Source organism: Bradyrhizobium amphicarpaeae (genome assembly GCF_002266435.3).
Classification (GTDB): Bacteria; Pseudomonadota; Alphaproteobacteria; order Rhizobiales; family Xanthobacteraceae; genus Bradyrhizobium; species Bradyrhizobium amphicarpaeae.
Genome location: NZ_CP029426.2, coordinates 1905592 through 1932321, shown reverse-complemented (window position 1 = coordinate 1932321; position 26730 = coordinate 1905592). Strand labels below are relative to the sequence as shown.

Annotated in this window: 26 protein-coding genes; 17 read left to right on the top strand and 9 right to left on the bottom strand. The window is 65.6% G+C overall.

Going from position 1 to position 26730, the window contains the following annotated elements; genetic code table 11:
• The first annotated feature begins 5 nt into the window (after nucleotides 1–5).
• The 6 genes from CIT40_RS09135 (at nucleotide 6) to CIT40_RS09110 (ending at nucleotide 6254) form a co-directional block, all read left to right on the top strand.
• Nucleotides 6–1439, top strand: a complete 1434-nt coding sequence (locus tag CIT40_RS09135) for an FAD-binding oxidoreductase (RefSeq protein WP_094892135.1) — start codon at nucleotides 6–8, stop codon at nucleotides 1437–1439.
• Nucleotides 1436–1873: a GNAT family acetyltransferase gene (locus tag CIT40_RS09130; RefSeq protein WP_094892134.1), complete on the top strand. Its 438-nt coding sequence runs from the start codon at nucleotides 1436–1438 to the stop codon at nucleotides 1871–1873. Before CIT40_RS09135 ends, CIT40_RS09130 begins: the two co-directional genes overlap by 4 nt.
• Before the next feature lie 179 nt (nucleotides 1874–2052).
• Nucleotides 2053–3246 (top strand): hypothetical protein, encoded by a 1194-nt coding sequence (locus CIT40_RS09125; RefSeq protein WP_094892133.1) that lies wholly within the window; start codon nucleotides 2053–2055, stop codon nucleotides 3244–3246.
• 107 nt (nucleotides 3247–3353) lie between these two features.
• The gene (locus tag CIT40_RS09120; protein WP_094892132.1) at nucleotides 3354–3935 is read left to right on the top strand and encodes an NUDIX hydrolase; all 582 of its coding nucleotides are present in this window, start codon (nucleotides 3354–3356) and stop codon (nucleotides 3933–3935) included.
• Between the two features lie 158 nt (nucleotides 3936–4093).
• Nucleotides 4094–5023 (top strand): glycine/sarcosine/betaine reductase selenoprotein B family protein, encoded by a 930-nt coding sequence (locus CIT40_RS09115; RefSeq protein ID WP_094892131.1) that lies wholly within the window; start codon nucleotides 4094–4096, stop codon nucleotides 5021–5023.
• Nucleotides 5024–5060: 37 nt separating this feature from the next.
• Nucleotides 5061–6254 (top strand): CaiB/BaiF CoA transferase family protein, encoded by a 1194-nt coding sequence (locus CIT40_RS09110; RefSeq protein ID WP_094892130.1) that lies wholly within the window; start codon nucleotides 5061–5063, stop codon nucleotides 6252–6254.
• A gap of 11 nt (nucleotides 6255–6265) precedes the next feature.
• Here CIT40_RS09110 and CIT40_RS09105 read toward each other — a convergent pair whose 3' ends face one another.
• Complete coding sequence (locus CIT40_RS09105) at nucleotides 6266–6772, bottom strand: TetR family transcriptional regulator (protein ID WP_162307420.1); 507 nt, start codon at nucleotides 6770–6772, stop codon at nucleotides 6266–6268.
• 161 nt (nucleotides 6773–6933) lie between these two features.
• Between CIT40_RS09105 and CIT40_RS09100 the strand changes: the two genes are divergently transcribed.
• Nucleotides 6934–7350 (top strand): Tautomerase enzyme, encoded by a 417-nt coding sequence (locus tag CIT40_RS09100; RefSeq protein WP_094892128.1) that lies wholly within the window; start codon nucleotides 6934–6936, stop codon nucleotides 7348–7350.
• 37 nt (nucleotides 7351–7387) lie between these two features.
• Here CIT40_RS09100 and CIT40_RS09095 read toward each other — a convergent pair whose 3' ends face one another.
• Complete coding sequence (locus CIT40_RS09095; protein ID WP_094892127.1) at nucleotides 7388–8152, bottom strand: SOS response-associated peptidase; 765 nt, start codon at nucleotides 8150–8152, stop codon at nucleotides 7388–7390.
• A gap of 62 nt (nucleotides 8153–8214) precedes the next feature.
• On the opposite strand from CIT40_RS09095, the gene CIT40_RS09090 reads away from it, so the two are divergent.
• The 4 genes from CIT40_RS09090 to CIT40_RS09075 all read left to right on the top strand — a co-directional run bounded on the left by CIT40_RS09090 (nucleotide 8215) and on the right by CIT40_RS09075 (nucleotide 10149).
• Nucleotides 8215–8715: a hypothetical protein gene (locus tag CIT40_RS09090; protein WP_094892126.1), complete on the top strand. Its 501-nt coding sequence runs from the start codon at nucleotides 8215–8217 to the stop codon at nucleotides 8713–8715.
• Between the two features lie 19 nt (nucleotides 8716–8734).
• Complete coding sequence (locus CIT40_RS09085) at nucleotides 8735–9169, top strand: NUDIX hydrolase (protein ID WP_094892125.1); 435 nt, start codon at nucleotides 8735–8737, stop codon at nucleotides 9167–9169.
• A gap of 79 nt (nucleotides 9170–9248) precedes the next feature.
• The gene (locus CIT40_RS09080; RefSeq protein WP_094892124.1) at nucleotides 9249–9626 is read left to right on the top strand and encodes a TIGR02301 family protein; all 378 of its coding nucleotides are present in this window, start codon (nucleotides 9249–9251) and stop codon (nucleotides 9624–9626) included.
• A gap of 256 nt (nucleotides 9627–9882) precedes the next feature.
• Nucleotides 9883–10149, top strand: a complete 267-nt coding sequence (locus CIT40_RS09075; RefSeq protein WP_018323382.1) for a hypothetical protein — start codon at nucleotides 9883–9885, stop codon at nucleotides 10147–10149.
• Between the two features lie 170 nt (nucleotides 10150–10319).
• Here the strand turns inward: CIT40_RS09075 and CIT40_RS09070 are convergent, their stop codons facing one another.
• Nucleotides 10320–11192, bottom strand: a complete 873-nt coding sequence (locus CIT40_RS09070) for a sulfurtransferase (RefSeq protein WP_094892123.1) — start codon at nucleotides 11190–11192, stop codon at nucleotides 10320–10322.
• Nucleotides 11193–11444: 252 nt separating this feature from the next.
• Entirely contained in the window at nucleotides 11445–12779 is a 1335-nt protein-coding gene (locus tag CIT40_RS09065) for a dihydroorotase (protein ID WP_094892122.1), read from the bottom strand.
• A 101-nt stretch (nucleotides 12780–12880) separates the two neighbouring features.
• Here CIT40_RS09065 and ygfZ point away from each other — a divergent pair, with 101 nt between their 5' ends.
• The 6 genes from ygfZ (at nucleotide 12881) to CIT40_RS09035 (ending at nucleotide 19593) form a co-directional block, all read left to right on the top strand.
• Nucleotides 12881–13762: a CAF17-like 4Fe-4S cluster assembly/insertion protein YgfZ gene (ygfZ, locus tag CIT40_RS09060; protein ID WP_094892121.1), complete on the top strand. Its 882-nt coding sequence runs from the start codon at nucleotides 12881–12883 to the stop codon at nucleotides 13760–13762.
• Entirely contained in the window at nucleotides 13759–14385 is a 627-nt protein-coding gene (locus CIT40_RS09055) for a DNA-3-methyladenine glycosylase I (RefSeq protein WP_094892120.1), read from the top strand. Before ygfZ ends, CIT40_RS09055 begins: the two co-directional genes overlap by 4 nt.
• Complete coding sequence (locus CIT40_RS09050) at nucleotides 14382–14996, top strand: YfbR-like 5'-deoxynucleotidase (protein ID WP_094892119.1); 615 nt, start codon at nucleotides 14382–14384, stop codon at nucleotides 14994–14996. Before CIT40_RS09055 ends, CIT40_RS09050 begins: the two co-directional genes overlap by 4 nt.
• 134 nt (nucleotides 14997–15130) lie before the next feature.
• Nucleotides 15131–15637 carry a tyrosine phosphatase family protein gene (locus CIT40_RS09045; RefSeq protein ID WP_094892118.1) on the top strand — a complete coding sequence of 169 codons (507 nt, stop codon included), beginning with the start codon at nucleotides 15131–15133 and terminating at the stop codon, nucleotides 15635–15637.
• Nucleotides 15638–15866: 229 nt separating this feature from the next.
• Nucleotides 15867–16835, top strand: a complete 969-nt coding sequence (locus CIT40_RS09040; RefSeq protein WP_094892117.1) for an NUDIX hydrolase — start codon at nucleotides 15867–15869, stop codon at nucleotides 16833–16835.
• Nucleotides 16836–16887: 52 nt separating this feature from the next.
• Entirely contained in the window at nucleotides 16888–19593 is a 2706-nt protein-coding gene (locus CIT40_RS09035; protein ID WP_094892116.1) for a DUF2339 domain-containing protein, read from the top strand.
• Nucleotides 19594–19596: 3 nt separating this feature from the next.
• Here CIT40_RS09035 and CIT40_RS09030 read toward each other — a convergent pair whose 3' ends face one another.
• The 5 genes from CIT40_RS09030 to CIT40_RS09010 form a co-directional block, all read right to left on the bottom strand.
• Nucleotides 19597–21285, bottom strand: coding sequence for a methyl-accepting chemotaxis protein (locus CIT40_RS09030; RefSeq protein ID WP_162307419.1), 1689 nt, complete (start codon nucleotides 21283–21285; stop codon nucleotides 19597–19599).
• A 276-nt stretch (nucleotides 21286–21561) separates the two neighbouring features.
• Nucleotides 21562–23532, bottom strand: a complete 1971-nt coding sequence (locus tag CIT40_RS09025; RefSeq protein WP_094892115.1) for a methyl-accepting chemotaxis protein — start codon at nucleotides 23530–23532, stop codon at nucleotides 21562–21564.
• 195 nt (nucleotides 23533–23727) lie between these two features.
• The gene (locus tag CIT40_RS09020; RefSeq protein WP_162307418.1) at nucleotides 23728–25470 is read right to left on the bottom strand and encodes a methyl-accepting chemotaxis protein; all 1743 of its coding nucleotides are present in this window, start codon (nucleotides 25468–25470) and stop codon (nucleotides 23728–23730) included.
• Nucleotides 25471–25703: 233 nt separating this feature from the next.
• Entirely contained in the window at nucleotides 25704–25937 is a 234-nt protein-coding gene (locus CIT40_RS09015) for a DUF6894 family protein (RefSeq protein WP_094892113.1), read from the bottom strand.
• A 164-nt stretch (nucleotides 25938–26101) separates the two neighbouring features.
• Nucleotides 26102–26701: a hypothetical protein gene (locus CIT40_RS09010; protein WP_094892112.1), complete on the bottom strand. Its 600-nt coding sequence runs from the start codon at nucleotides 26699–26701 to the stop codon at nucleotides 26102–26104.
• Nucleotides 26702–26730: the final 29 nt, after the last annotated feature.

Genomic DNA, 26730 nt, shown 5'->3' with positions numbered 1-26730 from the left:
CGACAATGAACATCAATCAATCCGCCACGCCAGCGCCTCCGCTTGCGCCCGAGCTGATCGACCAATTCCGCAAGATCGTCGGCGAGCGCCACGCGATCACCGATGCGACCGATATCGAGCCTTACGTCACCGAGGAGCGCAATCTGTTCCACGGCCGTTCGCCGTTGGTGCTGCGCCCGGGCTCGACCGCGGAGGTCTCCGACATCTGCAAGCTCGCCTCCGCACACAACATCGCGCTGGTGCCGCAGGGCGGCAACACCGGGCTGGTCGGCGGCCAGACCCCGCACAATGGCGAGGTCGTGGTGTCGCTGCGGCGGCTCGACAAGATCCGCGAGGTCGACACGGCGTCCAACACCATGACGTGTGAGGCCGGCGTGGTGCTGCAGATCGCCCAGGCGAAGGCGGCCGAGGTCGACCGGCTGTTTCCGCTCTCGCTGGGCGCGGAGGGAAGCTGCACCATCGGCGGCAATCTCTCCACCAATGCCGGCGGCACCGCCGCGCTCGCCTATGGCGTCGCGCGCGAGATGGCGCTGGGGCTGGAAGTGGTGCTCGCCGACGGGCGCGTGCTCAACACGCTGTCGAAGCTGAAGAAGGACAACACCGGCTACAATCTGCACAATCTCTTCATCGGTGCCGAAGGCACGCTCGGCATCATCACGGCGGCGACCCTGAAACTGTTTCCGAAGCCGCGGGCGATCGAGACGGCCTATGTCGGGCTGAAATCGCCGGAGGCGGCGCTCAAGCTGCTGACGATCGCGCAGAGCGAGGCCGCCAATTTGCTGACGAGTTTCGAGCTGTTGGCCGAGATGGCGGTGGATTTCTCGGTCCGGCACGGCATCGATGTGCGCGATCCCCTTGCCGAGAAGCATCCCTGGTACGTGCTGATGGAGCTGTCGTCGCCCGGCGACGATGCCCGCACGCCGCTGGAGACGATCCTGGCCCGCGCCATGGAGGAGGAGATCGTCGACGACGCCGTGATCGCGGCCAACCTCACCCAGCGCAACAATTTCTGGAAGCTGCGCGAAGAGATGTCGGCGGCACAGAAGCCCGAGGGAGGCTCGATCAAGCACGACATCTCGGTGCCGATCGCCGCGGTGCCCGCGTTCATCGACGAAGCCAACGCGGCGGTGGTGAAGCTGATCCCGGGCGCGCGGCCGGTGCCGTTCGGCCATCTCGGCGACGGCAATCTGCATTACAATGTCAGCCAGCCGATCGGAGCCGACACCGCCGATTATCTGGCGCGCTGGCACGATGTGAACGCGGTGGTGTTCGAGATCGTGCTGCGCATGGGCGGCTCGATCTCCGCCGAGCACGGCATCGGCGTGCTCAAGCGCGACGAACTGCCCGAGGTCAAGGACAAGACCGCGATCGAGCTGATGCGCGCGATCAAGGCGATGCTCGATCCGCACGGCATCATGAACCCGGGCAAGGTGCTGTGAGCCCTCTTGCGATCGACGCCATCGCCGATGCCGATGTCGAGACCGTCGTCGCGCTGTGGCAGCGCTGCGGCCTGACCCGGCCCTGGAACGATCCCCATGCCGACATCGCGCTGGCGCGCCGGCGCGACAATTCCACCGTGCTGATCGGCCGCGACGCCGGCGCCATCGTGGCGACAATCATGGTCGGCCATGACGGCCACCGCGGCTGGGTCTATTACGTCGCGGTCGACCCCGACGGCCGCAAGCGCGGCCATGGCCGCGTCATGATGGCCGCGGCCGAGGACTGGCTGCGGCAGGCCGGAATTTCGAAGCTGCAACTGCTCGTCCGCCGCGAGAATGCGCAGGCCAATGCGTTCTACCAGTCGCTGGGGTTCGAGGAATCCAGCTCGGTGATGTTCCAGAAGTGGCTCGACGGGCGCGCACCGACGCCGTAGCGAAGTCGCGACAACGGGTCCGGGCGCACGGCTCATGCCGCGGCGGCAAATCTTCGGCTCCACCACTTGATTGCCGGCATAATTTAATACACGTTATGGTAGTTCATTTTTATGCGGTCGCGCAACGGATCCCGTGCGCGCACGCGATTCATTGTTGAAATTGCTTTTTGGGGCCTGCGATGAGCAACATGCAGAACACCACATTGATCGCGACAGGCATTATCGCGTCGCTACCCTTGATCCCGGTCGGCCACTATCTTCTGTTCGGTTGGCCGGCCCGCAAGCAGCAAATCGTCTCGCGCCTCTCAAATCAATCGATCGGCTACTACAGGATGGCCTTTTGCCCGGAGAGCGAGTTCACCGACAATGTCGGATTCTCGAAAGAGTACGACCGGCGATATGGCCGCCCCCTGTTCCTGGTTCCGATGCTTCTGCTCTCGATAACGCTATTCGCCTTTTCGTATTATTGCGTGTCTTGGGTGCTTTCACACGATTGGGCCAGCGCCCAGGAGGGCACCGCGAAGATCGCCATCCTGTCGCTTGCCGGCGCCTATATGTGGATCACATACGATCTCATCTTTCGGGCACGGCAGAACGACGTCGTGACATCCGACGTCAATCGCGCGACGTTGCGCCTATTGATCTCGCTGCCATTCGGATTTGCCATCTCTGCGTTTGCCGGGGTCGTAACCGGTTCGACGGTCACGTTAAGCACCGGCGCCCTGGCTTTCTTTGTTGGTGCCTTTCCTACCGATACGGTGCTCAAGTTCATGCGCCGCACCGCCGCGATACCGCTCAAGCTCGATGCAGATACAAGTGAAGACGGCGTCCAGCAGCTCACGAAGATCGACGGCATCACCGTGCCAATTGCCGAGCGCTTCATCGATGAGGGCGTGAAGACGATCGTGCAGCTTGCCTATGCCGATCCCGTCGCGCTCTCGATCAGGTCCGGCATGGATTTTTCGTTCATCTTGATTTGCTGCAGCAGGGCGATGGTGAAAATGTACTTCGATGACAACCAAATGAAGATTGTTCAGAAGTATGGATTGCGGAGTGGCCTCGAAATCAAGACTCTGAACGATGAGCTTTTGAACTATGACGAACTTCGTGACCAAGCCGTAACAAAAGGCGAACCCGCGCCAGCTCCAACGTCCTCCCAGGCTGCTGCGCAGCGTCAACTACAGGCTTTCGCGAATGCTGTGGCGCTCGACACGGACTCCACTCGTTTCGTACTTGATCAGATTGCCGAAGATCCGTACACAAAGTTCGCTTGGTGGATGTGGCCTGACGTGCCCGGAACGGGGGAGCACCCCGACGAGCGCGAACCGGTGGCCCCACCATCGCCCGTTGTCGCGGCGGAACTCACGCGGTAGATCCGGCAGGACCGACCTGCCATGCCTCGCAGATTGTGGCGACCGCGCCGATTGAGCTTGGTGGGTCCCATCGCGCGAACAGCGGTGCGAAAACCTGGGAAGATCGCATGACCATTTCCGACCGCGTCCGCATCAAGGACGTCCGCGTGCTCTCGGACGGCTGGACCACGCTGAAGAACACCACGTTCGAGTATCGGCGCGCCAGCGGCGAGTGGCAGACGCAGCATCGGGAAACCTACGAGCGCGACAATGCCGCGGCCGTGCTGCCGTATAATCGCGCCGGGCGCACCGTGATCCTGGTTCGGCAGTTCCGCCTGCCGGCATTCATCCGCGGCTACGACGATCTGCTGATCGAAGCGGCGGCAGGTGTGCTCGACGACGCCTCGCCGGAGGTGCGAATCCGCGCCGAGGCCGAGGAGGAGACCGGCTACCGCCTGCACCATTTGGAGAAAGTGTTCGAGGCGTTCATGAGCCCGGGCGCCATCACCGAGAAGCTGCATTTCTTCATCGCCGAATACGAACCTTCGATGCGCGTCAGCGCCGGCGGCGGCCTCGCGCACGAGGGCGAGGACATCGAGGTGCTGGAGCTTTCGATCGACGCGGCGCTGGCGATGATCGCCGACGGCCGCATCATCGACGCCAAGGCGATCATGCTGCTGCAATACGCGGCGCTGCATATTTTTCGGTAGGTGAGCTTGCTTACCCTCCCCTGGAGGGGGAGGGTAGCGGCACCGTTCGTGTGTCACCATCCTCATCTGCAATTCTGTCCTGCGTCCTCCCTCCCCCCGTTGAGCAACCGGAAAACTCCCTCTAGTCTGTCGCCAACCAAGAAACAGGAGACGCGCCCATGTCCACGCCGCGCGACGACGAATTCGGCTTTGCGCCCGACTACGATTCCCCCATCCCCTACATGCAGCGCACCCGCGATTATTACGTGGCGATCGGCTACACCACGGCGTATCGCTGGGCGCATTACACCGAGGCGCCATTCCAGCCGCTGAAGAAGCCGCTGGCAAAGTCGCGCGTGACCATCATCACGACCGCCGCGCCGTACGATCCCGGCAAGGGCGACCAGGGACCGGGCGCGGCGTATAATGGCGGCGCGAAGTTCTATCAGGTCTATGACGGCGACACCTCGAAAGAGCACGATTTGCGCATCTCGCATATCGGCTACGACCGCAAGCACACCTCGGCCACCGACAGCGGCACCTGGTTTCCGCTGCCGCAGCTCCTGAAGGCGTCCGCCGCCGGCCGCATCGGCGAAGTGAGCCAACGCTTCTTCGGCGCGCCGACCAATCGCAGCCACCGCGTCACGCTCGACACCGACGCGCCGGACATTCTCGCGCGCTGCCTCGCGGACGAGGTCGACGTCGCGGTGCTGGTGCCGAACTGCCCGGTCTGCCACCAGACCACCGCGCTGGTGGCGCGGCATCTCGAGCGGAACGGCATCCCGACCGTGATCATGGGCTGCGCCAAGGACATCATCGAGCACGCCGCCGTGCCGCGCTTCCTGTACTCGGACTTCCCGCTCGGCAATTCCGCCGGCAAGCCGCACGACGTCGCCTCGCAGGCGCAGACGCTCGAACTGGCGCTCAAGCTGCTTGAGAGCGCGAGCGGCCCGCAGACGACGATGCAATCGCCGCTGCGCTGGAGCGAGGACGCCTCCTGGAAGCTCGACTACAACAACGTCGCGCAGCTTTCGCCTGAAGAGCTGGCACGCCGCCGCGCTGAATTCGACAAGCAGAAGGAGATCGCGCGCGGCAACCGCGCCGCCTGACGTCCTCCGACAACGACAACAAAATGGGGAGAGCGACGTGACGCGACCGTTCGAGGGCGTGAAGATCCTGGACTTCACCCAGGTGCTGGCCGGGCCCTATGCGAGCTATCAGCTCGCGCTGCTGGGGGCCGACGTCGTCAAGGTCGAGCGGCGCGAGGGCGAGGACATGCGCCGCACGCCGCTGAGCCGCGAATGGGCCGATCGCGGCCTCGCGCCGGCGTTTCAGGCCGTCAACGGCAACAAGCGCAGCCTGACGCTCGATCTGCAGAAGCCGGAGGCGATCGCGATCGTGAAGAAGCTCGCGGCGACCGTCGACGTCGTCATGGAGAATTTCCGCCCGGGCGTGATGGACAAGCTCGGCATCGGCTATGAGGCGCTATCCGCGATCAATCCGAAGCTGATCTATTGCGCGGTCTCGGGCTTCGGCCAGACCGGCCCGGATCGCCTGCGCCCCGGCTATGACGGCAAGATGCAGGCGCTGTCGGGCATCATGGCGATCACGGGGCATCCCGAGACGGGGCCAACGCGCGCGGGCTTCGCGGTCTGCGACGTGCTGTCGGGCGCCACCGCCGCGTTCGGCGTGTCGAGCGCGCTGTATCAGCGCGACCGTACCGGCAAAGGCCAGTTGGTCGACGTCTCCATGCTGGAGGCGACGATGGCGTTTCTGTCGGGGCAGATCGCGGACTGGTCGGTCGCGGGCCATCGCCAGCAGCTCTCGGGCAATCAGGCCGTGAGCCGCAGGACCACGGCGAATCTGTTCAGATGCGGCGACGGCCACATCCTGCTCGCCGTCAACAACGAGAAGCAGTACCGCGCGCTGATGAGCGCGCTCGGCCGCGAGGACACGCTCTCCGACCCGCGCTTTGCCGACTGGTTTTCGCGCAACGAGAACGAACCGGCGCTGCGTGCCATCATCGAGCAAGCGCTGGCGGCCAGACCGGCGCGCGAATGGGAGACGATTCTGGAAGACGCCGGCGCGCCCTGCGCCAGCATCTGGAAGGTCGAGGAGGTAATCGACCATCCGCAGATCAAGGCTCGCGACGCCATCCAGCAGCTGGATACGCAATACGGCCGCCTGCGCTTTGCCGGCAGCGGCTTCAAGCTGGCCCATGGCGGCGGCCGGCTGGACCGGATGGCGCCGGAACTCGGCGCGGATACCGACGCGGTGCTGGACGAGCTGGGGTTCGACGCCGCGGAGATCGCGCGGCTGAGGGCAGCGGAGATCGTCTGAACGCCCGCGCGCTAGATCGCCTTCGCTGCCAGCTTCGCGGCGGCGAGGATGTCCCGTCTGACGCCATCGTCCTTGACGGCGCGGGCCATGTCCGCCGCCCCCGTCAGAATCGCAAGCAGCGCCAGCGCCCGCTGGCGCGCATGGGCGCCCCGGAAGCCGTGCGCAACCAGGTCCGCCAATTGCTCGAGCTCGGCTTGATAGACGGCGCGCGTTGCAGCGTCCGCGCGTGCAACGTCGGAGGAAAAGCTCGGCAGCGCGCAGGCTTCGTCGAGGCCGACCTCCATCCGCGGCCCCAGATAGAAATCGATGAACGGATCGCGCCAGCCGCTGCCATATTGTGTCTGAAACTTGCCGATGCCGTCGCGCAGGAACGCAAGACCGTCCGCCACGGCGAGGCGGAACGCATCCGCCTTGGATTCGAAATGGGCATAAAACGCCCCTGACGTGAGGCCCGCCCCTTTGGCCAGTGCGTCCACACCTGCGCCGCCGAATCCACCGATGCGGAAGCCGCGCCCCACCGAATCCGCCAGCCGCGCCCGCGCGTCTCCTTCGCTCTTCCTCGGTCGTGCCATCGCCAGCCACCTCTTCGATAGCGATCGTTATATTGTCCTTGACGACATAACGATCGTTATGTTTTATATAACGACCGTTATCTCACGGTGCAAACTGGAGAACTCAGATGCCCATCCAAGTAATCGTTCCCGAAGGCACGTTGACGCCCGCCGGAGAAGCCGAGGCGTTCCGCAAGCTGACCGAGCTGCTGTTGCGGCTGCACGGCCTGACCGGCAATCGCTTCATGACACCGAACGTCATCGGCGAGGTGACCGTGGTCCCGAACAGCCGCACCTATGCCGGTGGAAAGCGCGCGGACATCGCCGTGTTCGAGCTGACGGTGCCGTCCTTCGTGCTGCCGACGCAGGAGCTGAAGGACGCCTGGATCTCGGAAGGAACGGCGATCATCGAGACCGCGGCCGAGGGTCGTATCAGGCGCGAGCAGATCTTCGCCAATGTCAGCTACGCCGTGGACGGCGGCTGGGGTATCGGCGGCAAGGCCTTCAGCAACGCCGCCCTCGGATCAGCCGTCGCCGCGGCCTGAGCGCGCCGCTGCTGGAGTTCGATGCGGCGGCACCGCGCTAGAACAACGAGCCCTGCCCGTCATCGCCCGGCCCGGCCGCGGCCTTCCGCGCCGCCTTCTTCGGCTTCGCCGCCTCTGCTTCCGCCGCCATCTCCTCCGCGCTGATCGGCAGCAGCAGCTGATCGTCGTCGTTGGCGACGCGGTTGACGCGGGTGGAAACCGGGTGCCAGGCGAATTCGCCGATGCGTGGGGCCGTCATCAGCGGCAGGATCGCATCGACCTCGTCGCCCCTGATGTCGAGCCAGCGCTCGAAATCGCGCGGGCTGATGGTGACGGGCACGCGGTCATGCAGCGTGGCGAGATCCTCGCCCGCGGCAGCCGTGACGATCGCGACGGTGTCGAGCTCCTCGCCGTTCGGCCCGGCCCAGGTTTCGAACACCGCAGCGAAACCAAGCGGCGCGCCGTCGGCGCGGTGGATGAAGAAGGGCTGCTTGCGGCCGCCTTCCGATTTCCACTCATAGTAGCCGTCGGCCGGGATCAGGCCGCGGCGACGCCGTATCGCCCGCTTGAACGCGGGCTTCTCCAGCACCGTTTCGGAGCGGGCATTGATCAGGAGCGTGAACCCTTTGGGGTCCTTGACCCAGCCCGGCAAGAGGCCCCAGCGCATCAGACGGAAATGGCGCGCGCCGTTCTCGATCCAGACGACCGGAATCGGTTGTGTCGGCGCCACATTGTACCGGGGCGGGAAGTTCGGCTGCTCGACATAGCCAAACAGTTGCCGCAGGGCCGCGGGGGCCGAAGTTATGACGAAGCGTCCACACATCTCAGGTGTCTATATAGGGTCCGTTGAGGTCCTTTTAACCTCGAACGTTAACACTGCGGCAGATGAGCTCAACGGCCTCCCAACCCGCGCGGACGCATGCACAGACGGGCCCCGAGGCCGCCGACTGGGCCGAACGGCTGCGCGTGGCCAATATCAATCCGCGGACCGGGCTGGCCACTGACTATCTCAACCATTTCAATGAAGCTGTGATGCTTCTTGAAATGATCCCCGACATGCCGGAATGCGCCGAAGATTTTTTGACCTGGTCGCCGCTATCCTATGCCGAGCATTTCACGGCATCGAACTTCAAGGCGCGGGACCTGGCCATTGAAGCCTATGAGAAGGCCGATCCGAACGTGCGGGCCCGGTTCGACCAGATCACCCAGACCCTGCACTCGATCCTGACCGCGGTCGGCACGGCCATGCGCGAGGTCGAGAAGGATCAGACCCGCATCAAGCTCGCCGAGCAGGCGACCCTCTGGGTCCAGCCCCTGATCGCGGCCTGCGGCGGCATTATTCACGGTGGCGCCGACGCCGACGTCGAAACCATCATGGCGAACTGAACCAGGATTCCTGAAGACAATGTCGGCCGTCGTCCAGCCCACCCGTCCCCAGATCGCGGTCAGCGCCGCGATTTTTCGCGACGGCAAGGTGCTGCTGGCCCGCCGCGCCCGCTCCCCCGCCAAGGGCTTCTATTCGCTGCCCGGCGGCCGGGTCGAATTCGGCGAATCGCTGCACCAGGCCCTGCGCCGCGAAGTCGACGAGGAAACCGGGCTCGAGATCGAGATCATCGGCCTTGCCGGCTGGCGCGAGGTGCTGCCGGCCGCGCCCGGCGCCGGCCACTATTTGATCATGTCCTTTGCCGCCCGCTGGGTGGCCAGGGAGCCATCCCTGAACGACGAGCTCGACGATTACCGCTGGGTCGCCCCTGACGCCCTGGCGGGCCTCGGCGACCTCAAGCTGACCGGAGGACTGGAAGAGGTCATCGAGTCCGCCGCGCGGCTGATTGGAGCCTGACCGAGCCCCGACCTCCGCTGCACCTGTCCCGCGCGGCTTGCCTTGCGTCCCCCGCCTTGAAGAGGCATACACCCCGCCGATGTCCACGCGATTTCTGGCCATTTTTGCCCTAATTCTCGCCTGCGCCTCCGTGCCCGCGCGGGCCCAGGACGTGGCGGCGCCGTTCGACGCCGATTTGCAGCGGCTGGCGGAGATTCTCGGCGGCCTGCACTACCTGCGCGGCATCTGCGGCTCCAACGAGGGCAACAAATGGCGCAACGAGATGCAGGCGCTGATCGATGCCGAAACCCCCTCCGGGGAGCGCCGCACCCGCATGATCGCCGGCTTCAACCGTGGCTATAACGGCTTTCAGCAGACCTATCGCAGCTGCACGCCGGCCGCGACGGTGGCGATCCGCCGTTACATCGAGGAAGGCTCGAAGATCTCGCGGGATCTGACGGCCCGCTACGCGAACTGAAACTCCCTCCCGTCGTTCCGGGGCGCGCGCAGCCCGATGGATTCTCAGGTGCGCAATTGCGGACCATAGTTCGCGCCGCGCGCGCCCCGGAATGACAGAGAGGATCGACCCGACGGCTCTCCCGGAACCCTGTTATCGACTTTGTTCACAGCCGTTAACCGTTCCTAAAGATGTGGCCTAGCGGTCGTTAATGCGCATGCTACACCTCTCGCACAGCGCATCGCCGTGGATCGCGCCCCAGCCCTGATCGAGTTTCATGAGCCAGCCGATTTCCTACGCCCCCGACCGCGCGCCGCTGCCCGATCACGAGCAGAAGCAAGCCGCACTGAGCTATCTCAACGAGGCCTGGGCCGAAGCGCGCCATGAGGGCGTCGATGGCGACTGCCTGGCGCAGGCGAGCCTGTTTGCGGCCTTCGCCGAGCTCGTCGGCACCTATGGCGAGGACGCGGTCGCCAAGTTCGTCGAAGGTTTTCCGGGCCGCATCCGCAACGGCGAATTCTCGGTCACGCTCGCGAGGCAGTAAGCTCTCCGCGAAAATGACCCCGCCACACGGGCGGGGCCAGTCGACGGATGAATGACTTTGCGAAATTCTTCGCGAAGTCTGCTGCGTTTATCGCACGGAAGCCGCCTTCGACGGACAAGCATTAATCTCGGGGCAGCCGGGAGATGTTCCCGCTGCGCTCGGGAACGTGCCTACCCATCCGTCTCGATCGGCAGGGTCGGATCCCTCGCCCATTCGCCCATCGAGGCGTCGTAGAGCATCAGTTTGTCGTAACCGAGCTGCGCCAGCAGGAACAGGTCGATCGTCGCCGAGATGCCGCCGCCGCAATAGAGAATCACGCTCTTGTCACGCGTGACGCCCTCGGCGGCGAATTTTGCTTCCGCATCCGCCAGGCTGGTCAGCGTCTTGTCGGCGTTGACGAGCGTTGCAGCCGGTACGTTGACGCTGCCGGGAACACGGCCGGGCCGGCCGTAGCGGCTCGGCTCGAGGCCGCGATGAAATTGCGGACCGAGCGCGTTGACGATGACCGTCGCGGGATCGCCGATCCGCGCCTTCACAATGGTCCTGTCGACGAAGAAGCCCGCGCGCGGCGCGGCCTTGAATGTCGTGGCGGGATATCCCTTCGGTGCGCCTGTTTCAACCGGCCGCCCCTCCTCCTTCCATTTGTCGAAACCGCCGTCGAGCACATGGGCATCGACGCCGAGCGCGCGCAGCATCCACCAGAACCGCGTCGCCCACATCATGGTGCCGATGCTGTAGAGCACGATCGTCTTGCCCGTATCGGCGCCGTGGCGGCCGAAGGCGGCTTCCAGCTGCCCGACATCAGGCATCATGTAGAACTGTTGCGATGTGGTATCGGAGAATTCGCCCTGCAGATCGAGAAAATCGGCCCCCGGAATGTGGCCGGCTGCGAACGTCTTGTCGCCGGGGACCGCGCGATACGGCACGTCGCTGCCCGGCGGGACGGGTTCGTTGTAGGTCGTGCAGTCGTAGAGGCGGAGGTTGGCATCGCCGAGCATGACGGCGAGCTGCTCGGTGGTGATGAGATGTGATTGTTGGGACATTCTCGCCTCGCGTTGCGGAGCCGTAGCCCGGTTGAGCGTAGCGAAACCCGGGAATGGCTCAAGCGAAACCCGCATGTCGCTTCGCTCATGCGGGCTACGGACGCCCATTCGAGAGGAAGCGTCGGCCCCTCCCCGTCATTGCAGAGCAGCGAAGCAATCCAAAGTCTTTCCGATGAGGGATTCTGGATTGCTTCGTCGCAAGGGCTCCTCGCAATGACGGGGATGGTGCGTTCGTTCCCCGACAGAAGCCCGCTACGGCTTCAACGTCTCCAGGAATCGCACCGGCTCGCCCTGCGAGGCTGTGACCAGCTCGCCCTGCCACATCACGCGGCGGCCGCGCACAAACGTGCCGACGGGCCAACCGGTGACGCGGACGCCGTCATAGGGTGTCCAGCCGGCTTTCGACGCCACCCATTTGTTGGTGATGGTCTCGCTGCGCTTGAGATCGACCACCGTGAAGTCGGCATCATAGCCGGCAGCGATACGGCCCTTGCAGGCCATGTTGTAAAGCCGTGCCGGGCCGGCGCTGGTGAGATCGACGAAACGCGCCAGCGACAGCCGGCCCGCATTGACGTGATCGAGCATCAGCGGCACCAGCGTCTGCACGCCGGTCATGCCGGAGGGCGACGCCGGATAGGTCTTCTGCTTCTCCTCCAGCGTATGCGGGGCGTGGTCGGAGCCGAGCACGTCGATGATGCCCTGCTCGATGCCGCGCCAGATGCCGGCGCGGTGATCGGCGCCGCGCACCGGCGGATTCATCTGCGCCAGCGTGCCGAGCCGTTCGTAGCATTCGGGCGCCACCAGCGTGAGATGATGCGGCGTCGCCTCGCAGGAGGCGACGTCCTTGTGGTCGCGCAGAAACTCGATCTCTTCCTTGGTCGAGATGTGCAGCACGTGGATGCGCTTGCCGGTCTCGTGCGCGAGCTTGACGAGGCGCTGCGTCGCCATCAGCGCCGCGGTCTCGTCGCGCCACACCGGATGCGAGCGCGGGTCGCCCTCGATGCGCAGCGATTTGCGGTCGTTGAGGCGGTATTCGTCCTCGGCATGGAATGCGGCGCGGCGGCGGATCACCTGGAAGATGCGGCGCAGGCTTTCGTCGTCCTCCACAAGCAGCGCACCGGTCGAGGAGCCGATGAACACCTTCACGCCCGCACAGCCCGGCGCGCGCTCGAGCACCGGCAGATCCTGCACGTTCTCGCGGGTGCCGCCGATGAAGAAGGCGAAATCGCAATGCATGCGGTGATGGGCGCGCTTCACCTTGTCGGTGAAGGTGGCCTCCGTCACTGTGAGCGGCGAGGTGTTCGGCATCTCGAACACCGCGGTGACGCCGCCCATCACGGCGCTGCGCGAACCGGTTTCGAGATCTTCCTTCTGCTCCAGCCCGGGCTCGCGGAAATGCACCTGCGTGTCCATCACGCCGGGCAGGATATGCAGGCCCTTGCAGTCGATGACCTCCGCGGCCGAGGTCTGCGACAGCGGGCCCAGCTCGGCGATGCGGCCTCCGGCGATGCCGATATCGCGAACATTCTCGCCGTCCTGGTTGACGACGGTGCCGCCCTTGAGGATCACATCAAAGCGCTGGGTCATGGCTGAAGGCCTCTTTCATCCCCAAGCGCAGGGCTCGAGGTCTTGTCGTTTATGCCTTGCGGGCTTACGTTCCGGAGCAACATGTCGCAAGAGATTTTCGCATGAAATCAGCGTTTCTTCCCGACCGGGGCGTTGTCAAGATCGCGGGCGAGGATGCGCGCAACTTCCTCAACGGCCTGGTCACGACCGACCTCGACAGGCTGAAACCGGGTCTGGGGCGATTCGGCGCGCTGCTGACGCCGCAGGGCAAGATCATGGTGGATTTCCTGATCACCGAAGCGCCCGCGGGGCACGGCGGCGGGTTCCTGATCGACTGCCCGAAGGCGCTCGCCGAAAGTCTCGCCACCAAGCTGAAATTCTACAAGCTGCGCGCCAAGGTCACGGTGGAGAACCTCTCCGACGATCTCGGCGTGCTCGCCGCCTGGGACGGCCAGCCCGCGGCGCAGCCCGATCTTGCCTTCACCGACCCGCGCAATGATGCGCTCGGCTTTCGCATCCTGATCCCCGAGGATCTCAAGCAAAAGCTGTCCGACCTCATCGGCGCCGAGCTGGTCGATGCGACCGACTACGAAGCGCACCGCATCGCGCTCGGCGTGCCGCGCGGCGGGCTCGATTTCATGTACAGCGATGCGTTTCCACACGAGACCAACATGGACCGGCTTGCCGGCGTCGATTTCGACAAGGGTTGCTATGTCGGCCAGGAGGTCGTCTCGCGCATGCAGCACCGCGGCACCGCGCGCACCCGCAGCGTGAAGGTACTGCTCGACGGCTCCTCCCCCGAAGCGGGCACGACCATTCTCGCCGGCGAAAAGCCGGTCGGCACCATCGGCTCGACATCCCGCGGCAAGGGCATTGCCCTGGTACGCATCGACCGAGTCGCAGAGGCGCTCGATGCCGGCCAGCCGCTCACCGCCGGCGGTCTCGCGTTGAAGCTGGCAGAACCTGAAGTCGTCCGTATTCCTGCGAAGCAGCCCATCGCATGAGCCGAGCCCCTCGTCTGCATCCCGACGGAAAGACCCGCTGCCCATGGCCGGGCGATGACCCGGTCTACGTCGCCTATCACGACACCGAATGGGGCGTGCCGGAGTATGACGACCGCGCGCTGTACGAAAAGCTGATCCTCGACGGCTTCCAGGCCGGCCTGTCCTGGATCACGATCCTGCGCAAGCGCGACAATTTCCGCAAGGCCTTCGACGATTTCCAGCCGGAGAAGATCGCGCGCTACACCGACAAGAAGGTGCACGCGCTGATGAACGACGCCGGCATCGTGCGCAACAAGGCCAAGATCGACGGCGCGATCCTGAGCGCGAAGTCCTATCTTGATATCATGGAGAAAGGCCCGGGCTTCTCGAAGCTGCTGTGGGACTTCATGGACGGCAAGCCCAAGGTCAACCATTTCAAGACCACGGCGAGTGTTCCGGCCTCGACACCCTTGTCAGCACAGATCTCCAAGGACCTGTCCTCGCGCGGCTTCAAGTTCGTCGGCCCGACCATCGTCTACGCCTTCATGGAGGCGACCGGCATGGTCAACGACCATCTGGTCGATTGCCATTGCCACGCCAGCTGCGGCAAGACGCAGCGCAAGCCGCGTCTCAAGGTCAAATGAGCGCGAAGAAAACGGCAGGCGGCGTGGACACCCGCGCCTGGCAGCGCATGCTGTCGGGGCGGCGGCTCGATCTGCTCGATCCCTCCCCGCTCGACGTCGAGATCGCCGACATCGCGCATGGGCTGGCGCGCGTCGCCCGCTGGAACGGGCAGACGACAGGCGCGCACATCTTCTCGGTCGCGCAGCACACGCTGCTGGTGGAGACCGTGCTGCGGCATGAGATGCCGCGCGCCGACCAGCGCATGCGGCTCGCAGCGCTGCTGCATGATGCGCCCGAATATGTCATCGGCGACATGATCTCGCCGTTCAAGGCCGTGCTCGCCGGCAACTACAAGGCGGTCGAGAAGCGTCTGCTCGGCGCCATCCACATCCGCTTCGGCCTGCCGCCGGTCTTGCCGGAGGAGATTACGCTGGCGATCAAGGCCGCCGATCGCGGCGCGGCTTACCTCGAGGCGACCGAGCTTGCCGGCTTCAGCGAGAGCGAGGCACGGCGCCTGTTCGGCAAGGATCCCGGCCTCTCCGACAGCGTCCGGCGCGACTACCTCACGCCCTGGACCGCGGCGCGGGCCGAGAAGCAGTTTCTGGAGCGGTTCGGCGCGGTGTTCGCGTAGGCATTATCCCTTCGTAGGGCGGGCAAAGCGAAGCGTGCCCACCACCCGTTGCAATTCAGAAAGGTCGTGGGCACGGCGCTACGCGCCTTTGCCCACCCTACGGGCTGCGGCTATAATCAAGAAAAAGGTCCGCCATGATCCACGTCTGTTCCCTCGCCGCGCTTCCCGAAACCGTCCGCCTCACCGGGGCCAGCCACGTGCTGACCGTGATGGCCAATGTCGAGCAGGTGGCGCGGCCGGTGTCCGTGCTGCCCGCCAACCATCTCAAGGTGTCGATGGACGACATCACCGAGGAAATGGACGGTTTCGTCGCTCCGTCCGAGAACCATATCGATCAGGTGCTGAACTTCGTGCGCGGCTGGGACCGCGGCGCGCCGCTGGTGGTGCATTGCTATGCCGGCATCAGCCGCTCCACCGCGAGCGCGTTCGCGGCGGCCTGCGCGCTCAATCCAAACCGCGACGAGCTCGAGATCGCGCAGAAGATCCGCACGGCCTCGCCGATCGCCTCGCCGAACCGGCGCATCGTCGGCCTGGCCGACCGTGCCCTGGGACGCAACGGCCGCATGCTGCGCGCGCTCGACGAGATCGGCCCCGGCGCGATGATGGTCGAGGGCCGCCCCTTCGTGATCGAGCTCGAATGAGGCGAGAGTCGAATAGCAGCCCCGACGGGACTATGCCCCCTCTCCCGCTTGCGGAAGAGGGTTGGGGAGAGGGTGTCTCTACAACGGGACACCCCCCTAGCGGAGAAGGCCCTCACCCGGCGCTACGCGCCGACCTCTCCCGCAAGCGGGAGAGGTTACAGCGAGCCCGTGGCGAGGCCGCCTCCATCAACCCGCATGTCTTTCTCTCGACAGCTGCGCGTCACATCGCATGAGCGGGACGCTGCTGACGCCGATCGAGATCGGCCTGACTGCGGCGATCGTCGCGATCGAGGGGCATGAGCCGTTGATCCTCACCGCGCGCGGCAGTGACGGGCTTGCCGGCCTGCCGTTCGGCCCGTTCGATGCGCTCGCTCACCGCACCTTCGACATCGGCCTGCGCGCCTGGGTCGAGGAACAGACCGGCTTGCGGCTCGGCTATGTCGAACAGCTCTACACATTCGGCGATCGCGGCCGCCATGCCGAGGCGGGCGACACCGGCGCCCATATGGTGTCGATCGGCTATCTCGCATTGACGCGCGCGGTGGACGGCGAGCTTGCGGCAAACGCGGCGAGCTTCGCGCCATGGTATCGCTTCTTCCCCTGGGAAGACCGGCGCGTGGAGCCGCCTGCGATCATCGCCCGCGACATCATTCCGGCGCTGACCGAATGGGCCGCGGAGGAGACGCCGGAGACGACGCGCGCGCTGCCGCGCAAGGATCGCGTGCGGTTCTATTTCGGCCTCGACGGGGCGGCCTGGGACGAGGAGCGCGTGCTCGACCGCTACGAGCTCCTGTACGAGGCCGGGCTGGTCGAGGAAGCCCGGCGCGATGGTCGCCCTGCGGCATCAGCGCGCAAGACGCTGCCCCCGCTCGGGACCTCGATGCGGTTCGATCACCGCCGGATTCTCGCGACCGCGATCGCGCGGCTGCGGGCAAAACTGAAGTATCGTCCCGTCGTGTTTGAACTTTTGCCGCCCGAATTCACACTTACCGAACTGCAGCATACGGTCGAGGCGATCTCCGGCCGACACCTGCACAAACAGAATTTCCGCCGCCTGGTCGAAATGGAAGCCCTGGTCGAACCGACCGGGGTGATGTCGACACAGACGGGCGGACGCCCGGCGGCGCTCTATCGCTTCCGGCGCGACGTGCTCCAGGAGCGGCCCGCGCCGGGCTTGCGCGTGCGCTCCCGGCGCTAAACTTCAAGGATATGCGGGACCGGCCCCTGCGCGCCGGTTACCTGGAGGCTTCATGTTCGACGGCCCGTTTGACGTCTTTGCGCTGATCATCGCGATCATCGCCATCCTGATCGCCATCAAGGCCTCCAGCCAGGCGGCCGAGCTGCGCCGGCGATTCAACGCGCTCGAACAGATGTTTTACGCGCAGCAGCGGCCGGTGCGGCCGCCGCCGCCGCTCCCCGCACAGGCGCAGGTTGAAGCACCCGCAACAGCGGCCACCGAGCCGCCGCCGCTTGCACCCGAGGCCGAAGCGGCGCCGCCTCCGCTGGTCACCGAAGAGCTTTCACCGCCGCCGCTCGAAGCGAGCGCCGCGGCTGCCGCACCTCCTCCGGTGCCGGCCGCTGCGCCCGGCTTCGAGGAGCGGCTCGGCACCCGCTGGGTGGTGTGGATCGGCGGCCTTGCGCTGGCGCTCGGGGGCTTCTTCATGGTGCGCTATTCGATCGAGGCCGGCCTGCTCGGCCCCGGCGTGCGCGTGTTCCTGGGCGGCCTGTTCGCCGCTGCGCTGCTCGGGGCCGGCGAGTGGTCGCGGCGCAAGGAAAGCATTTCGAACATCCAGGCGCTGCCGATCGCCAACATCCCGGCGATCCTCACCGCCGCCGGTACCGCAGTGGCGTTCGCGACCATCTATGCGGCTTACGCGCTCTACGGCTTCCTGGTGCCCGCGACCGCCTTCGTGCTGCTCGGCATCGTGGCCATGTGCACGCTCGCAGCCGCACTGCTGCACGGGCCCGCGCTCGCCGGCCTCGGCGTGGTCGGCGCCTTCGTGACGCCGCTGCTCGTCTCCAGCGGCAAGCCGGATTATTGGGCGCTCTACATCTATCTTGCCGTCGTCACCGCTGCGAGCTTCGGCCTCGCCCGCATCCGGCTGTGGCGCTGGCTCGCGGTCACGACGATCGCCTTTGCCGTACTCTGGATCTTCCCGGGCCTCGATACCAACGAAGTGCAGGTCGCGCCGCACGCCTTCCATGCCATCGCAGGCTTCGTGCTCGCCGCACTGCTCGTCGTCTGCGGCTTCATGTTTGGCCCCAGCATCGAGGACGGGGAGATCGAGCCGGTCTCGTCGAGCTCGCTCGGCGCCTATCTGTTCGGCGCAATGCTGATCGTGCTGTCGAGCGCACATGCGGATCTGGCGCTGATCGCCTTCGCGCTTCTCGTCGGCGCGACACTTCTCGTCGCCTGGCGTGCGCCGGCGGCCACCGGCGCGCTCGGCGCGGCGGCAGCGACCGTCTTCATCGTGTTCGCCGAATGGGCGGTACGCGCCAACCCTGATATGCTGGTGCTGCCCGGCGGCGCGATGTCCGGCATCGGGCCGACCGCAATCGAAAGCTCCGTGACGCTGCATCTGGTGATGGCCGCGATCTTCGCCATCGGCTTCGGCGTGGCCGGCTTCCTCGCGCAGGGCCGCTCCAACTCCGCAATCATTCCCGTGGTGTGGTCGGCAGCGGCTGTCGCCACGCCGATCGCGATCCTCGTCGCGCTCTATGCCCGCATCGCCCATCTCGACCGCTCGATCCCGTTCGCGATCCTGGCGGTGCTGCTGGCAGCTGCCTTCGGCGCCGCGACCGAGGCGCTGACGCGCCGCGAAGATCGACCGGGCGCCGCGACCTCGACCGCACTTTTCGCGACCGGTACGCTCGGCGCGCTGGCGTTGGCACTGACGTTCGCGCTGGAGAAGGGCTGGCTCACGATTGCCCTGGCGCTGATGTCGCTCGGCACCGCCTGGATCTCGCTGCAACGGCCGATACCGGTGCTGCGCCGGCTCGCCGCGGTCTTCGCCGCGATCGTCACTGCGCGCATTGGCTATGACCCGCGCGTCGTCGGCGATGCCGTCGGCACCACGCCGATCTTCAACTGGCTGCTGTGGGGCTACGGCCTGCCGGCGGCCTCGTTCTGGGGTGCGAGCCTCTTCCTGCGCCGCCGCGCAGACGATCCGCCGCTGCGCATGGTCGAGACCGCGGCGATCCTGTTCACCGCACTGCTCGCCTTCATGGAGGTCCGTCACTTTGCGACCGGTGGCGACATGATCTCGCCGCCATCGCTGCTCGAATGCGCGCTGCAGGTCTGCGTCTCGCTCGCGATGGCGATCGGGCTGGAGCGCTTGCGGCTGCGCAGCGGCAGCATCGTGCACAATGTCGGCGCGGTCGTGCTGACGGCGATCGGCGGTCTCATCAGCGTGTTCGGCCTGCTGATCCTGGAGAACCCGCTGATCTGGCGTATCGACGTCGGCGGCGCCGTCTTCAACCTGCTGCTGCTCGGCTATGCGCTGCCGGCGGTGCTGATGCTGCTGCTGTCCTATGCGGTGGTCGGCCAACGCGGCAAGGTCTACGCCAACACGATTGCGGGCGGCGCGCTGCTATTCGCGCTTGCCTATGTCACGCTGAAGATCCGCCGCTTCTATCACGGCCCGATTCTCTCGACCGGCCCGACGACGGGCGCCGAGCAGTACACCTATTCGATCGGCTGGCTTGCCTTCGGCGTGGTGTTGCTGGGCGTCGGCATCCTCGTCAACTCCGAGCGCGCGCGGCTGGCCTCGGCCGCCGTCATCGCGCTGACGATCCTCAAGGCCTTCGTTATCGACATGTCGACGCTGACCGGCGTCTATCGCGCGCTGTCGTTCATGTGCCTCGGCATCGTGCTGGTCGCGATCGGCTGGCTGTACCAGCGCATCCTGTTCCGGCGGCAGGTCGCACCGCCGCCGGCTCCGCAGACGGGCGCGTAGAGATCAGGCCGCGCGGACCGATTCCAGGAATTGCGCGACCTCGACCTTCAGACGGGTGCTGTCGGTCGCCAGCGATTTCGCGGCCGAGAGCACCTCGCCCGAGGCTTCACCGGTCTCGATCGCACCGCGCTGCACGTTGGTGATGTTGGACGACACTTCCTGCGTGCCGACCGAGGCCTGCTGGACGTTGCGCGAGATCTCCTGCGTCGCGGCGCCCTGCTCCTCGACGGCGGCGGCAATCGCCGCGGACACCTCGGACAATCGCTCGATGGTGCCGCCGATTTCCTGGATGGCGCTGACGGATTCCTGTGTGGCGGCCTGGATGCCCGAGACCTGCGCCCCGATCTCGCCGGTCGCCTTCGCGGTCTGCTCCGCCAATGCCTTGACCTCGGAAGCAACGACGGCAAAGCCGCGGCCGGCTTCGCCGGCGCGGGCCGCTTCGATGGTCGCATTCAGCGCCAGCAGGTTGGTCTGGCCGGCGATGGTGTTGATGAGCTCGACGACGTCGCCGATGCGGGAGGCCGCCTGCGACAGCGCGTTGACGCGGTCGTTGGTCCGCGCCGCCTGCTCGACGGCTTCCGCAGCCATCCGCGCCGAATCCTGCACGCGTCGGCTGATCTCGGTGATCGAGGACGACAGCTCTTCCGAGGCGGACGCGACCGCCTGGACGTTGGTGGAGGCTTCCTCGGAGGCAGCCGCAACGACGGTTGCGAGCTCCTGGCCGCGCTGCGCCGTGCCGCTCAGCGTGGCCGCGGAGGCTTCGAGCTCGGTCGAGGCCGACGACACGGTCTCGACGACCTCGCCGATCATGGTCTCGAAATTGCGCGTGATGGCATCGACCCGGCGGCCGCGTTCGATCTTGGCTTCGGCGTCGCGCGCGGCAGCCTCATCGGCGGCCTTCTTGGCGACCAGAGCCTCCTTGAAGATCTGCAGCGCATCCGCCATCGAGCCGATCTCGGTCTTCTCGCCGCGATGCGGTACCTCGGCCGACAGATCGCCCTCGCCGAGCGATTGCATCGGCCTGATGATCGAGGCGATGCCGCGCGACACGTCGCGCACCAGATAATAAGCGGCGGCGATCGCGATCAAGACGGCGGCGACGATGATGCCGACCAGCACGCGGAAGATCAACGCGTAGCTGTCGGCCGCCTGTCTCGTCTCCAGCTCGGCGCCGTTGTTGTTAAGTTCGATGCCCTTCTGGAGCAGCGGATCGGCCGCCTGCGCCATCTTGGCGACCTTGGTCTGCAGCATCTCGTTGGCGTCGGTCGGGAAACGGCCGATGCTCTTGCGCGACAGCGCCATCGTCTCCTGCACGCCGTTCAGATATTCGGCCCACGCCTTGGTCCATTGCTCGTACAGCGAGCGCTCTTCGGCGGCCGTGATCAGCGGCTCGTAGACCTTACGGGTCTTCTCGATGCGCTCGCGCAAGTTGGCGAGGCGCTTCTCGGCGGCTTCCTTGCCCTCGGCAGTATCCTGCATCAGGTGAAGACGGAGCGCGACGCGCAGCTCGTTGATGTCGGCCCGCATGGAGCCCAGCGCACGCACGCTGGGCAGCCAGCTTTCCGCAATCTCGACGGTGTGGGAGTTGATGTTGTGCATGGTGCCGATCGCCATCACGCCGACTCCGGCGAGCGAGAGAACGAGGACCGACAGAACGGTCAGCAGCTTGAAGACGATCGACAATTTCGACATCACAAAAATCCCGATAAACATACGACGCACAGGTCACCTGCGCCGCAATCGTCACAACGGACGACAGGGCGTGGGTCATTCCAACAATGCTGGCTGGTTTTTATCTCGTAAGATTGCGCCCATAATTGCAAACAGGCGTTAACAGGAAGCTACGTTGAATTACGGAATTCGGCACCGCCCCCGTTATATCGTCCGCAACCATCTGTTGCGCCACGGCCGACGTCGCGCAGCGCCACACCAGCGCACCGCGCCGCGCCGAACGGGGCGGTCGACGATTCAGGCCGCCCGTACCGTCTCCAGGAAGCGCGTGACCTCGCTCTTCAAGCGGTGGCTCTCCTGAGACAATGACTGCGCGGCCGAGTGCACCTGTGCCGAGGCAGCCCCGGTCTCGCCCGCGCCCCGCTGGACGTCGCCGATATTCGCCGAGACGTCGGAAGTGCCCTGCGCGGCGTGCTGGATGTTGCGGGAGATTTCCTGCGTGGCGGCACCCTGCTCCTCCACCGCAGCAGCGATGGTCGACGAAATCTCCGACATCCGCGCGATGGTTTCGCCGATCTCCTTGATCGCTCCGACGGACTCTTCCGTCGCGGTCTGGATAGCGCCGATTTGCTGACCGATCTCGCCGGTGGCTTTCGCGGTCTGCTCGGCAAGCGCCTTCACTTCGGTCGCGACCACCGCAAAACCCTTGCCGGCCTCGCCCGCCCGCGCCGCCTCGATCGTCGCGTTGAGCGCCAGCAGGTTGGTCTGAGCGGCGATGGTGCTGATCAGCTCGACCACGTCGCCGATGCGGGAAGCGGCCTTGGTCAACTCGGCGACGCGCGTATTGGTGCGCTGGGCCTGCCCGACCGCGATGTCGGCGACGCGCGCAGATTCCTGTACCTGGCGGCTGATCTCGGAGACAGAGGAGCTCAACTCCTCGCTCGCGGACGACACCGACTGCACGTTCGCGGACGCCTCCTCCGAGGCCGCCGCCACGGCGGTGGCGAGGCTGTTGCCGCGCTCGGCGGTCCGCGTCAGCGTGCTGGATGACGCCTCGAGCTCGGTCGCTGCCGACGACACGGTCTCGATGATCTCGCCGACTGCGCCTTCAAAACCGTCGGCGAGCCGCTGCATGTCGGCCTTGCGCTGCGCGCGACCACGCGCCTCGGCTTCCGCCTGCTCGGCCCGCAGCCGCTCGGCCTCCGCCATGTTGGCCTTGAAGACCGCGACCGCTCCGGCCATCTCGCCGATCTCGTCCTTGCGGCCGACGCCGGGGATCACCACGGAGGTGTCCCCGTTTGCCAGGCCGGTCATCGACCGCACCATGGAGATCAGTGCGGTCGAGATCGAGCGGCCGATGAAAAAGGCCACGCCTCCCACCATCAGGATGGCGCATCCGAGCGCGACCCACATCCACAGCTTGATCGAGGCTCGCGTCGACGCTTCGTCGGCCTGCGCCGCGTCGTAACGCTGAGCAACGCTCTTTTCGATGTCTTCGAGGACGGGCTCGATCACCCGGAATTCCTTGGACATGGCCGAGCCGTGCGCGGCGAGGTCCTGCGCGCCTGCTGCCCAGGCCGAGAAGTCCCCCTCATACTTGCCGAGCTTCTTGCCGATATCGGCCTTGATCGCCGGGGAAATTGTCGATGCGTCCACCAGCTTGGAGAACTCCGCAGCGGTCTTCTTGAGAGCCTCGACATATTTCTGGTCGCGACGCAGCATGAAGTCCTTCTCGTGACGACGCATCATCAGCATGCCGCTGGTGAGCCTGGGATCGTCGACCTCCTTGAGCTTGGTCTCGATGTCGTGGACTGCCGCGCGCAGCGAACCTGACAAGCCGAGCGTTTCGTTCAATCCGAGCTTGACCTCGCCCTTCTCGACGGCCGCAAACTCGTTCACGTACCTTTCGAACCCCGCGCGGGCCTGCGACACCTTCTCGCCAATCGTCGCGAATCCTGCTGTACGCGTCGCACTCCCGAGGCGATCGAGGTTCCCGACGATGTCAGACGCAAGTTCGGCGTGTCGTTTCGCGTACGACTGATCGCGACGGAGCTGGAAGTCCTTCTCGGCCCGGCGCGCTTCGAGCATTTGCTGCGAAACCCGCTGGTTCAGATCGGACATCTTGCGCGCGCTGTCAGCGGCATCGCGCGACGTGTCCTGGGAGAGGCTGCCAATTTGGTAGATCGAGCCAAAGGCGGCGAGCCCGATGAGACCGAACAGTCCGATCGCCATGACCTTGTGAGTGAGGCGAATGGAAATGCCGCTCATCAACCTGCTCCAATATCTTGAGACGCAATACGCAATGGGCGACTCGGCGCCCGGGAAATTACGGCAATCATGACCGCATCGCTTTTCCGGAAGGTTAACCCCGCACGCACGGAATCGCAGCGATGGACTACGAACGCGCGCAACCGCTGCGCAGTCTCGCGACGGTTGCCGATGATCTGTTGAGAGGCGCCGCCGTCAGGCGGCGCGCACGGTGCCGAGAAACTTACCGACCTCGAGCTTGAGGCGATTGCTGTCGCCGGACAGCATCTGCGCGGCGGACAGCACCTGCGAGGAGGCGGAACCGGTCTCGCTCGCGCCCTGCTGCACGTCTGTGATGTTGGACGACACCTGATGGGTACCCTCCGCCGCTTGCTGCACGTTGCGGGAAATCTCCTGCGTCGCCGCGCCCTGCTCTTCGACGGCAGCCGCGATCGTCGAGGAGATTTCCGACAGCCTCTCTATGGTGTGGCTGATGTCCTTGATTGCGCCCACCGAATGCTCGGTCGCGGTCTGGATGCTGGCGATCTGCTGGCCGATCTCACCGGTCGCCTTCGCAGTCTGCTCGGCGAGCGCCTTGACCTCGGAGGCGACCACGGCGAAGCCGCGGCCAGCCTCGCCGGCGCGCGCGGCCTCGATGGTCGCATTGAGCGCCAGTAGATTGGTCTGGCCGGCGATCGTGTTGATCAGTTCGACCACGTCGCCGATCCGCGCCGCCGCAGCGGAAAGCTCGCCGACACGGTCGGTCGTGGTGCGGGCCTGGCTCACGGCCTCGCTGGCGACGCGGGCAGATTCCTGCACCTGGCGGCTGATCTCGGTGATCGAGGACGACAGCTCCTCGGTCGCCGAGGCCACCGACTGCACGTTGGTGGAAGCTTCTTCGGACGCGGCAGCCACCATGGCGGTGAGCTCCTGCGTGCGCACGGCGGTCGAGGTCAGGGTGGTCGCGGATGCCTCGAGCTCGGTCGAGGCCGAAGACACCGTGCCGACGATCTCGCCGACCGCCGACTCGAAATTGTCCGCGAGCTTGCGCATCTCGAGTTTGCGCTGCTCGGCCGCGATCTGATCCTGCCGCACCTTGGCTTCCGCCTCCTCGCGCGCCTTCTGCTCGGACACGAGCTTGAATTTTTCGACGGCGCCAGCGACCTCGCCCACTTCGTCCTTGCGGCCAAGGCCGGGCAGCACCACGGAGAAGTCTCCGCCGGCAAGCTTTTCCATCGCCGCCGTCAGCGCCCGCATGGGCCGCGCGATGCTGAAGACGGAGAAGATGCACGCACCGATCAAGACGAGCGCGGCCAGAACGCCGGTGACGAGTGACGTCCGTGCAACTGAGGTCGCCTCGGCTTCCGCCTCCGCGCGCGTTTCGACGCTCCTCTGCTTGGCGAAATCGGTGATCTGGTTGGTCAACTCGGAAATCTCTGCGTTGATCGGCGCGAGCGTTCCCTTGCGAAATTGATCGACGTCGGCCACGAGCTTGGCGAGCTGCGCCCCCGCTTCGCCGTCCTTCTTCCCCTCCAGCGCGAGCTCCTGCGTCCGGATGGCCTCGATCTGCTGCTGGCCCTTGCCGAATTCGCCAATCAGGAGGGTCAGGCGATCGATCCGCTTGCGATTTTCCGGCGAGCGCGAAAGCTTCGCCATTTCGTTCGAAAACTTCGTGGCGGCGGCCTGGCGGTCGTTGAAGTAGGACACCGCCTTCTGCATCTCGGACGGCGAGGAAGACGTCAGGATGTCGCGAATGCCGATCTGCATGCCCCGGACCGACGCCTTCGCTTCAGCGGCGTTCTGCGCGATCGCCTGCTGGCCTGACGCGGCATTGCCGAGCTTCTGGACAGCGGCATCTCCGCTCATCTGGAGGAAGATCATGAGCGCGACGAGCCCGATGGTCAGCACCGAAGTGACGGCGAGCTTGGTGCCGATTCGCAGGTTCTGAATGAACATCATCAAAGTATCCCCAGGGGTACGCATTTGCCGCGGCGAAGCGCGTGAACAACGCCGGGAGGGTAACAACGAGGTTCGGTCATTAACGTTAAGCAGAACCTCGGCGACCTCAGTAGAAATACCGGAAGAGCCGCTCAACCCTCCGACTTCTCGCACCTTTCACGTGCGATGAAGCTGGGCTTCGCGGATTTGAACGCATCGGCATACGTGAACGCCGGTCGCACGCTCGGTATTCGTCAACGCGCGCTCTCGCCGACGAGGCTGACGCGAAAGACCGGTTTCTTGTTCTCGTCGAGCAACTCCATGCACCACTCGGAGTTCGGCTTCAGGCTGCGCACGATGCCACCGAGCAGGTTGGCGCAGACCTCGGTCATCTCGGTCCAGGCGGCTGCGCGATCCTCGAACTCGTACGGCTGGTCGGCGGCGCCGGAATAGCGACCGGTGCTGATGCGGAAAAAGTACAGCGACATCGTTGAACCCTTTTTTCGGGCCGCGCCCCCCGGCCGTACGCAAACTGGAGCGCGAACAGCTACCAACGCATAAAAGCCGCCGTCCGTATGACTACGGCACGGCGGCTTGGTGTTCGATGGACGTCTTCAACGACAAAGTGCGCGAACCGTCCAGCGCAGCTGACTCACTGGGTGGAGCGGCGCAGCTCCAGCGGGGCTTCGTTCGTGGCGGGCTCCGACTTGATCTCCGACTTCACCGGCTCGAGCCGGCTGCTCTCGACGCGCGGCGTCTCGACGCGCGCGGCCACTTCGGTGTTGGCCGGGCCGACCGAACCTGTGTGCTCTGCCCTGTGCAGCGAGCGCGGTCGCGCCGCAGCGCGCGCCATCAGCATCTGGTTGCCGCCCTGGTGATGGAAGTCGCAATACGCGAAGCCCATCCCCGACACCGAGCCGCGGAAGCTGCGATCGTCGGTCTTTTCCAGGTTGAAACAGGGCTCGAACGGGATGCCCTTGATGGAGGCGCAGACGTTCTGGCCGCGGATCTGGAGCGTATTGCCGGGTAGGCGGAGATGTTTGACCGGCCCCGCGCCGGAGAACTGCACCGCGCCGGCGGCACCGAGATCTTCCAGGATACGGCCTGCGCCGCGGGTACCGTCGAAACAGGTGAAGGCAAACACCTTGCCCGCCACGAAGCGGCGCGCCTCGTCGGCGTTCATGCTTCCGGCAAGGGCCGGCGCAAACGTTGCTGCCGCCGTGACAACCCCCAACACAATACGCGCAAGCATGCTCAACTCCGAACCAACCCCAGCGCGGG

Coding starts and splice junctions, on each gene's coding strand:
- CIT40_RS09070 (WP_094892123.1), bottom strand. CDS start 11,192: ATGTCCCAACAATCACATCTCATCACCACCGAGCAGCTCGCCGTCATG.
- CIT40_RS09090 (WP_094892126.1), top strand. CDS start 8,215: ATGAGCTCAACGGCCTCCCAACCCGCGCGGACGCATGCACAGACGGGC.
- CIT40_RS09010 (WP_094892112.1), bottom strand. CDS start 26,701: ATGCTTGCGCGTATTGTGTTGGGGGTTGTCACGGCGGCAGCAACGTTT.
- CIT40_RS09015 (WP_094892113.1), bottom strand. CDS start 25,937: ATGTCGCTGTACTTTTTCCGCATCAGCACCGGTCGCTATTCCGGCGCC.
- ygfZ (WP_094892121.1), top strand. CDS start 12,881: ATGAAATCAGCGTTTCTTCCCGACCGGGGCGTTGTCAAGATCGCGGGC.
- CIT40_RS09080 (WP_094892124.1), top strand. CDS start 9,249: ATGTCCACGCGATTTCTGGCCATTTTTGCCCTAATTCTCGCCTGCGCC.
- CIT40_RS09125 (WP_094892133.1), top strand. CDS start 2,053: ATGAGCAACATGCAGAACACCACATTGATCGCGACAGGCATTATCGCG.
- CIT40_RS09085 (WP_094892125.1), top strand. CDS start 8,735: ATGTCGGCCGTCGTCCAGCCCACCCGTCCCCAGATCGCGGTCAGCGCC.
- CIT40_RS09050 (WP_094892119.1), top strand. CDS start 14,382: ATGAGCGCGAAGAAAACGGCAGGCGGCGTGGACACCCGCGCCTGGCAG.
- CIT40_RS09115 (WP_094892131.1), top strand. CDS start 4,094: ATGTCCACGCCGCGCGACGACGAATTCGGCTTTGCGCCCGACTACGAT.
- CIT40_RS09045 (WP_094892118.1), top strand. CDS start 15,131: ATGATCCACGTCTGTTCCCTCGCCGCGCTTCCCGAAACCGTCCGCCTC.
- CIT40_RS09025 (WP_094892115.1), bottom strand. CDS start 23,532: ATGAGCGGCATTTCCATTCGCCTCACTCACAAGGTCATGGCGATCGGA.
- CIT40_RS09075 (WP_018323382.1), top strand. CDS start 9,883: ATGAGCCAGCCGATTTCCTACGCCCCCGACCGCGCGCCGCTGCCCGAT.
- CIT40_RS09065 (WP_094892122.1), bottom strand. CDS start 12,779: ATGACCCAGCGCTTTGATGTGATCCTCAAGGGCGGCACCGTCGTCAAC.
- CIT40_RS09040 (WP_094892117.1), top strand. CDS start 15,867: ATGAGCGGGACGCTGCTGACGCCGATCGAGATCGGCCTGACTGCGGCG.
- CIT40_RS09100 (WP_094892128.1), top strand. CDS start 6,934: ATGCCCATCCAAGTAATCGTTCCCGAAGGCACGTTGACGCCCGCCGGA.
- CIT40_RS09035 (WP_094892116.1), top strand. CDS start 16,888: ATGTTCGACGGCCCGTTTGACGTCTTTGCGCTGATCATCGCGATCATC.
- CIT40_RS09095 (WP_094892127.1), bottom strand. CDS start 8,152: ATGTGTGGACGCTTCGTCATAACTTCGGCCCCCGCGGCCCTGCGGCAA.
- CIT40_RS09120 (WP_094892132.1), top strand. CDS start 3,354: ATGACCATTTCCGACCGCGTCCGCATCAAGGACGTCCGCGTGCTCTCG.
- CIT40_RS09030 (WP_162307419.1), bottom strand. CDS start 21,285: ATGTCGAAATTGTCGATCGTCTTCAAGCTGCTGACCGTTCTGTCGGTC.
- CIT40_RS09055 (WP_094892120.1), top strand. CDS start 13,759: ATGAGCCGAGCCCCTCGTCTGCATCCCGACGGAAAGACCCGCTGCCCA.
- CIT40_RS09020 (WP_162307418.1), bottom strand. CDS start 25,470: ATGATGTTCATTCAGAACCTGCGAATCGGCACCAAGCTCGCCGTCACT.
- CIT40_RS09135 (WP_094892135.1), top strand. CDS start 6: ATGAACATCAATCAATCCGCCACGCCAGCGCCTCCGCTTGCGCCCGAG.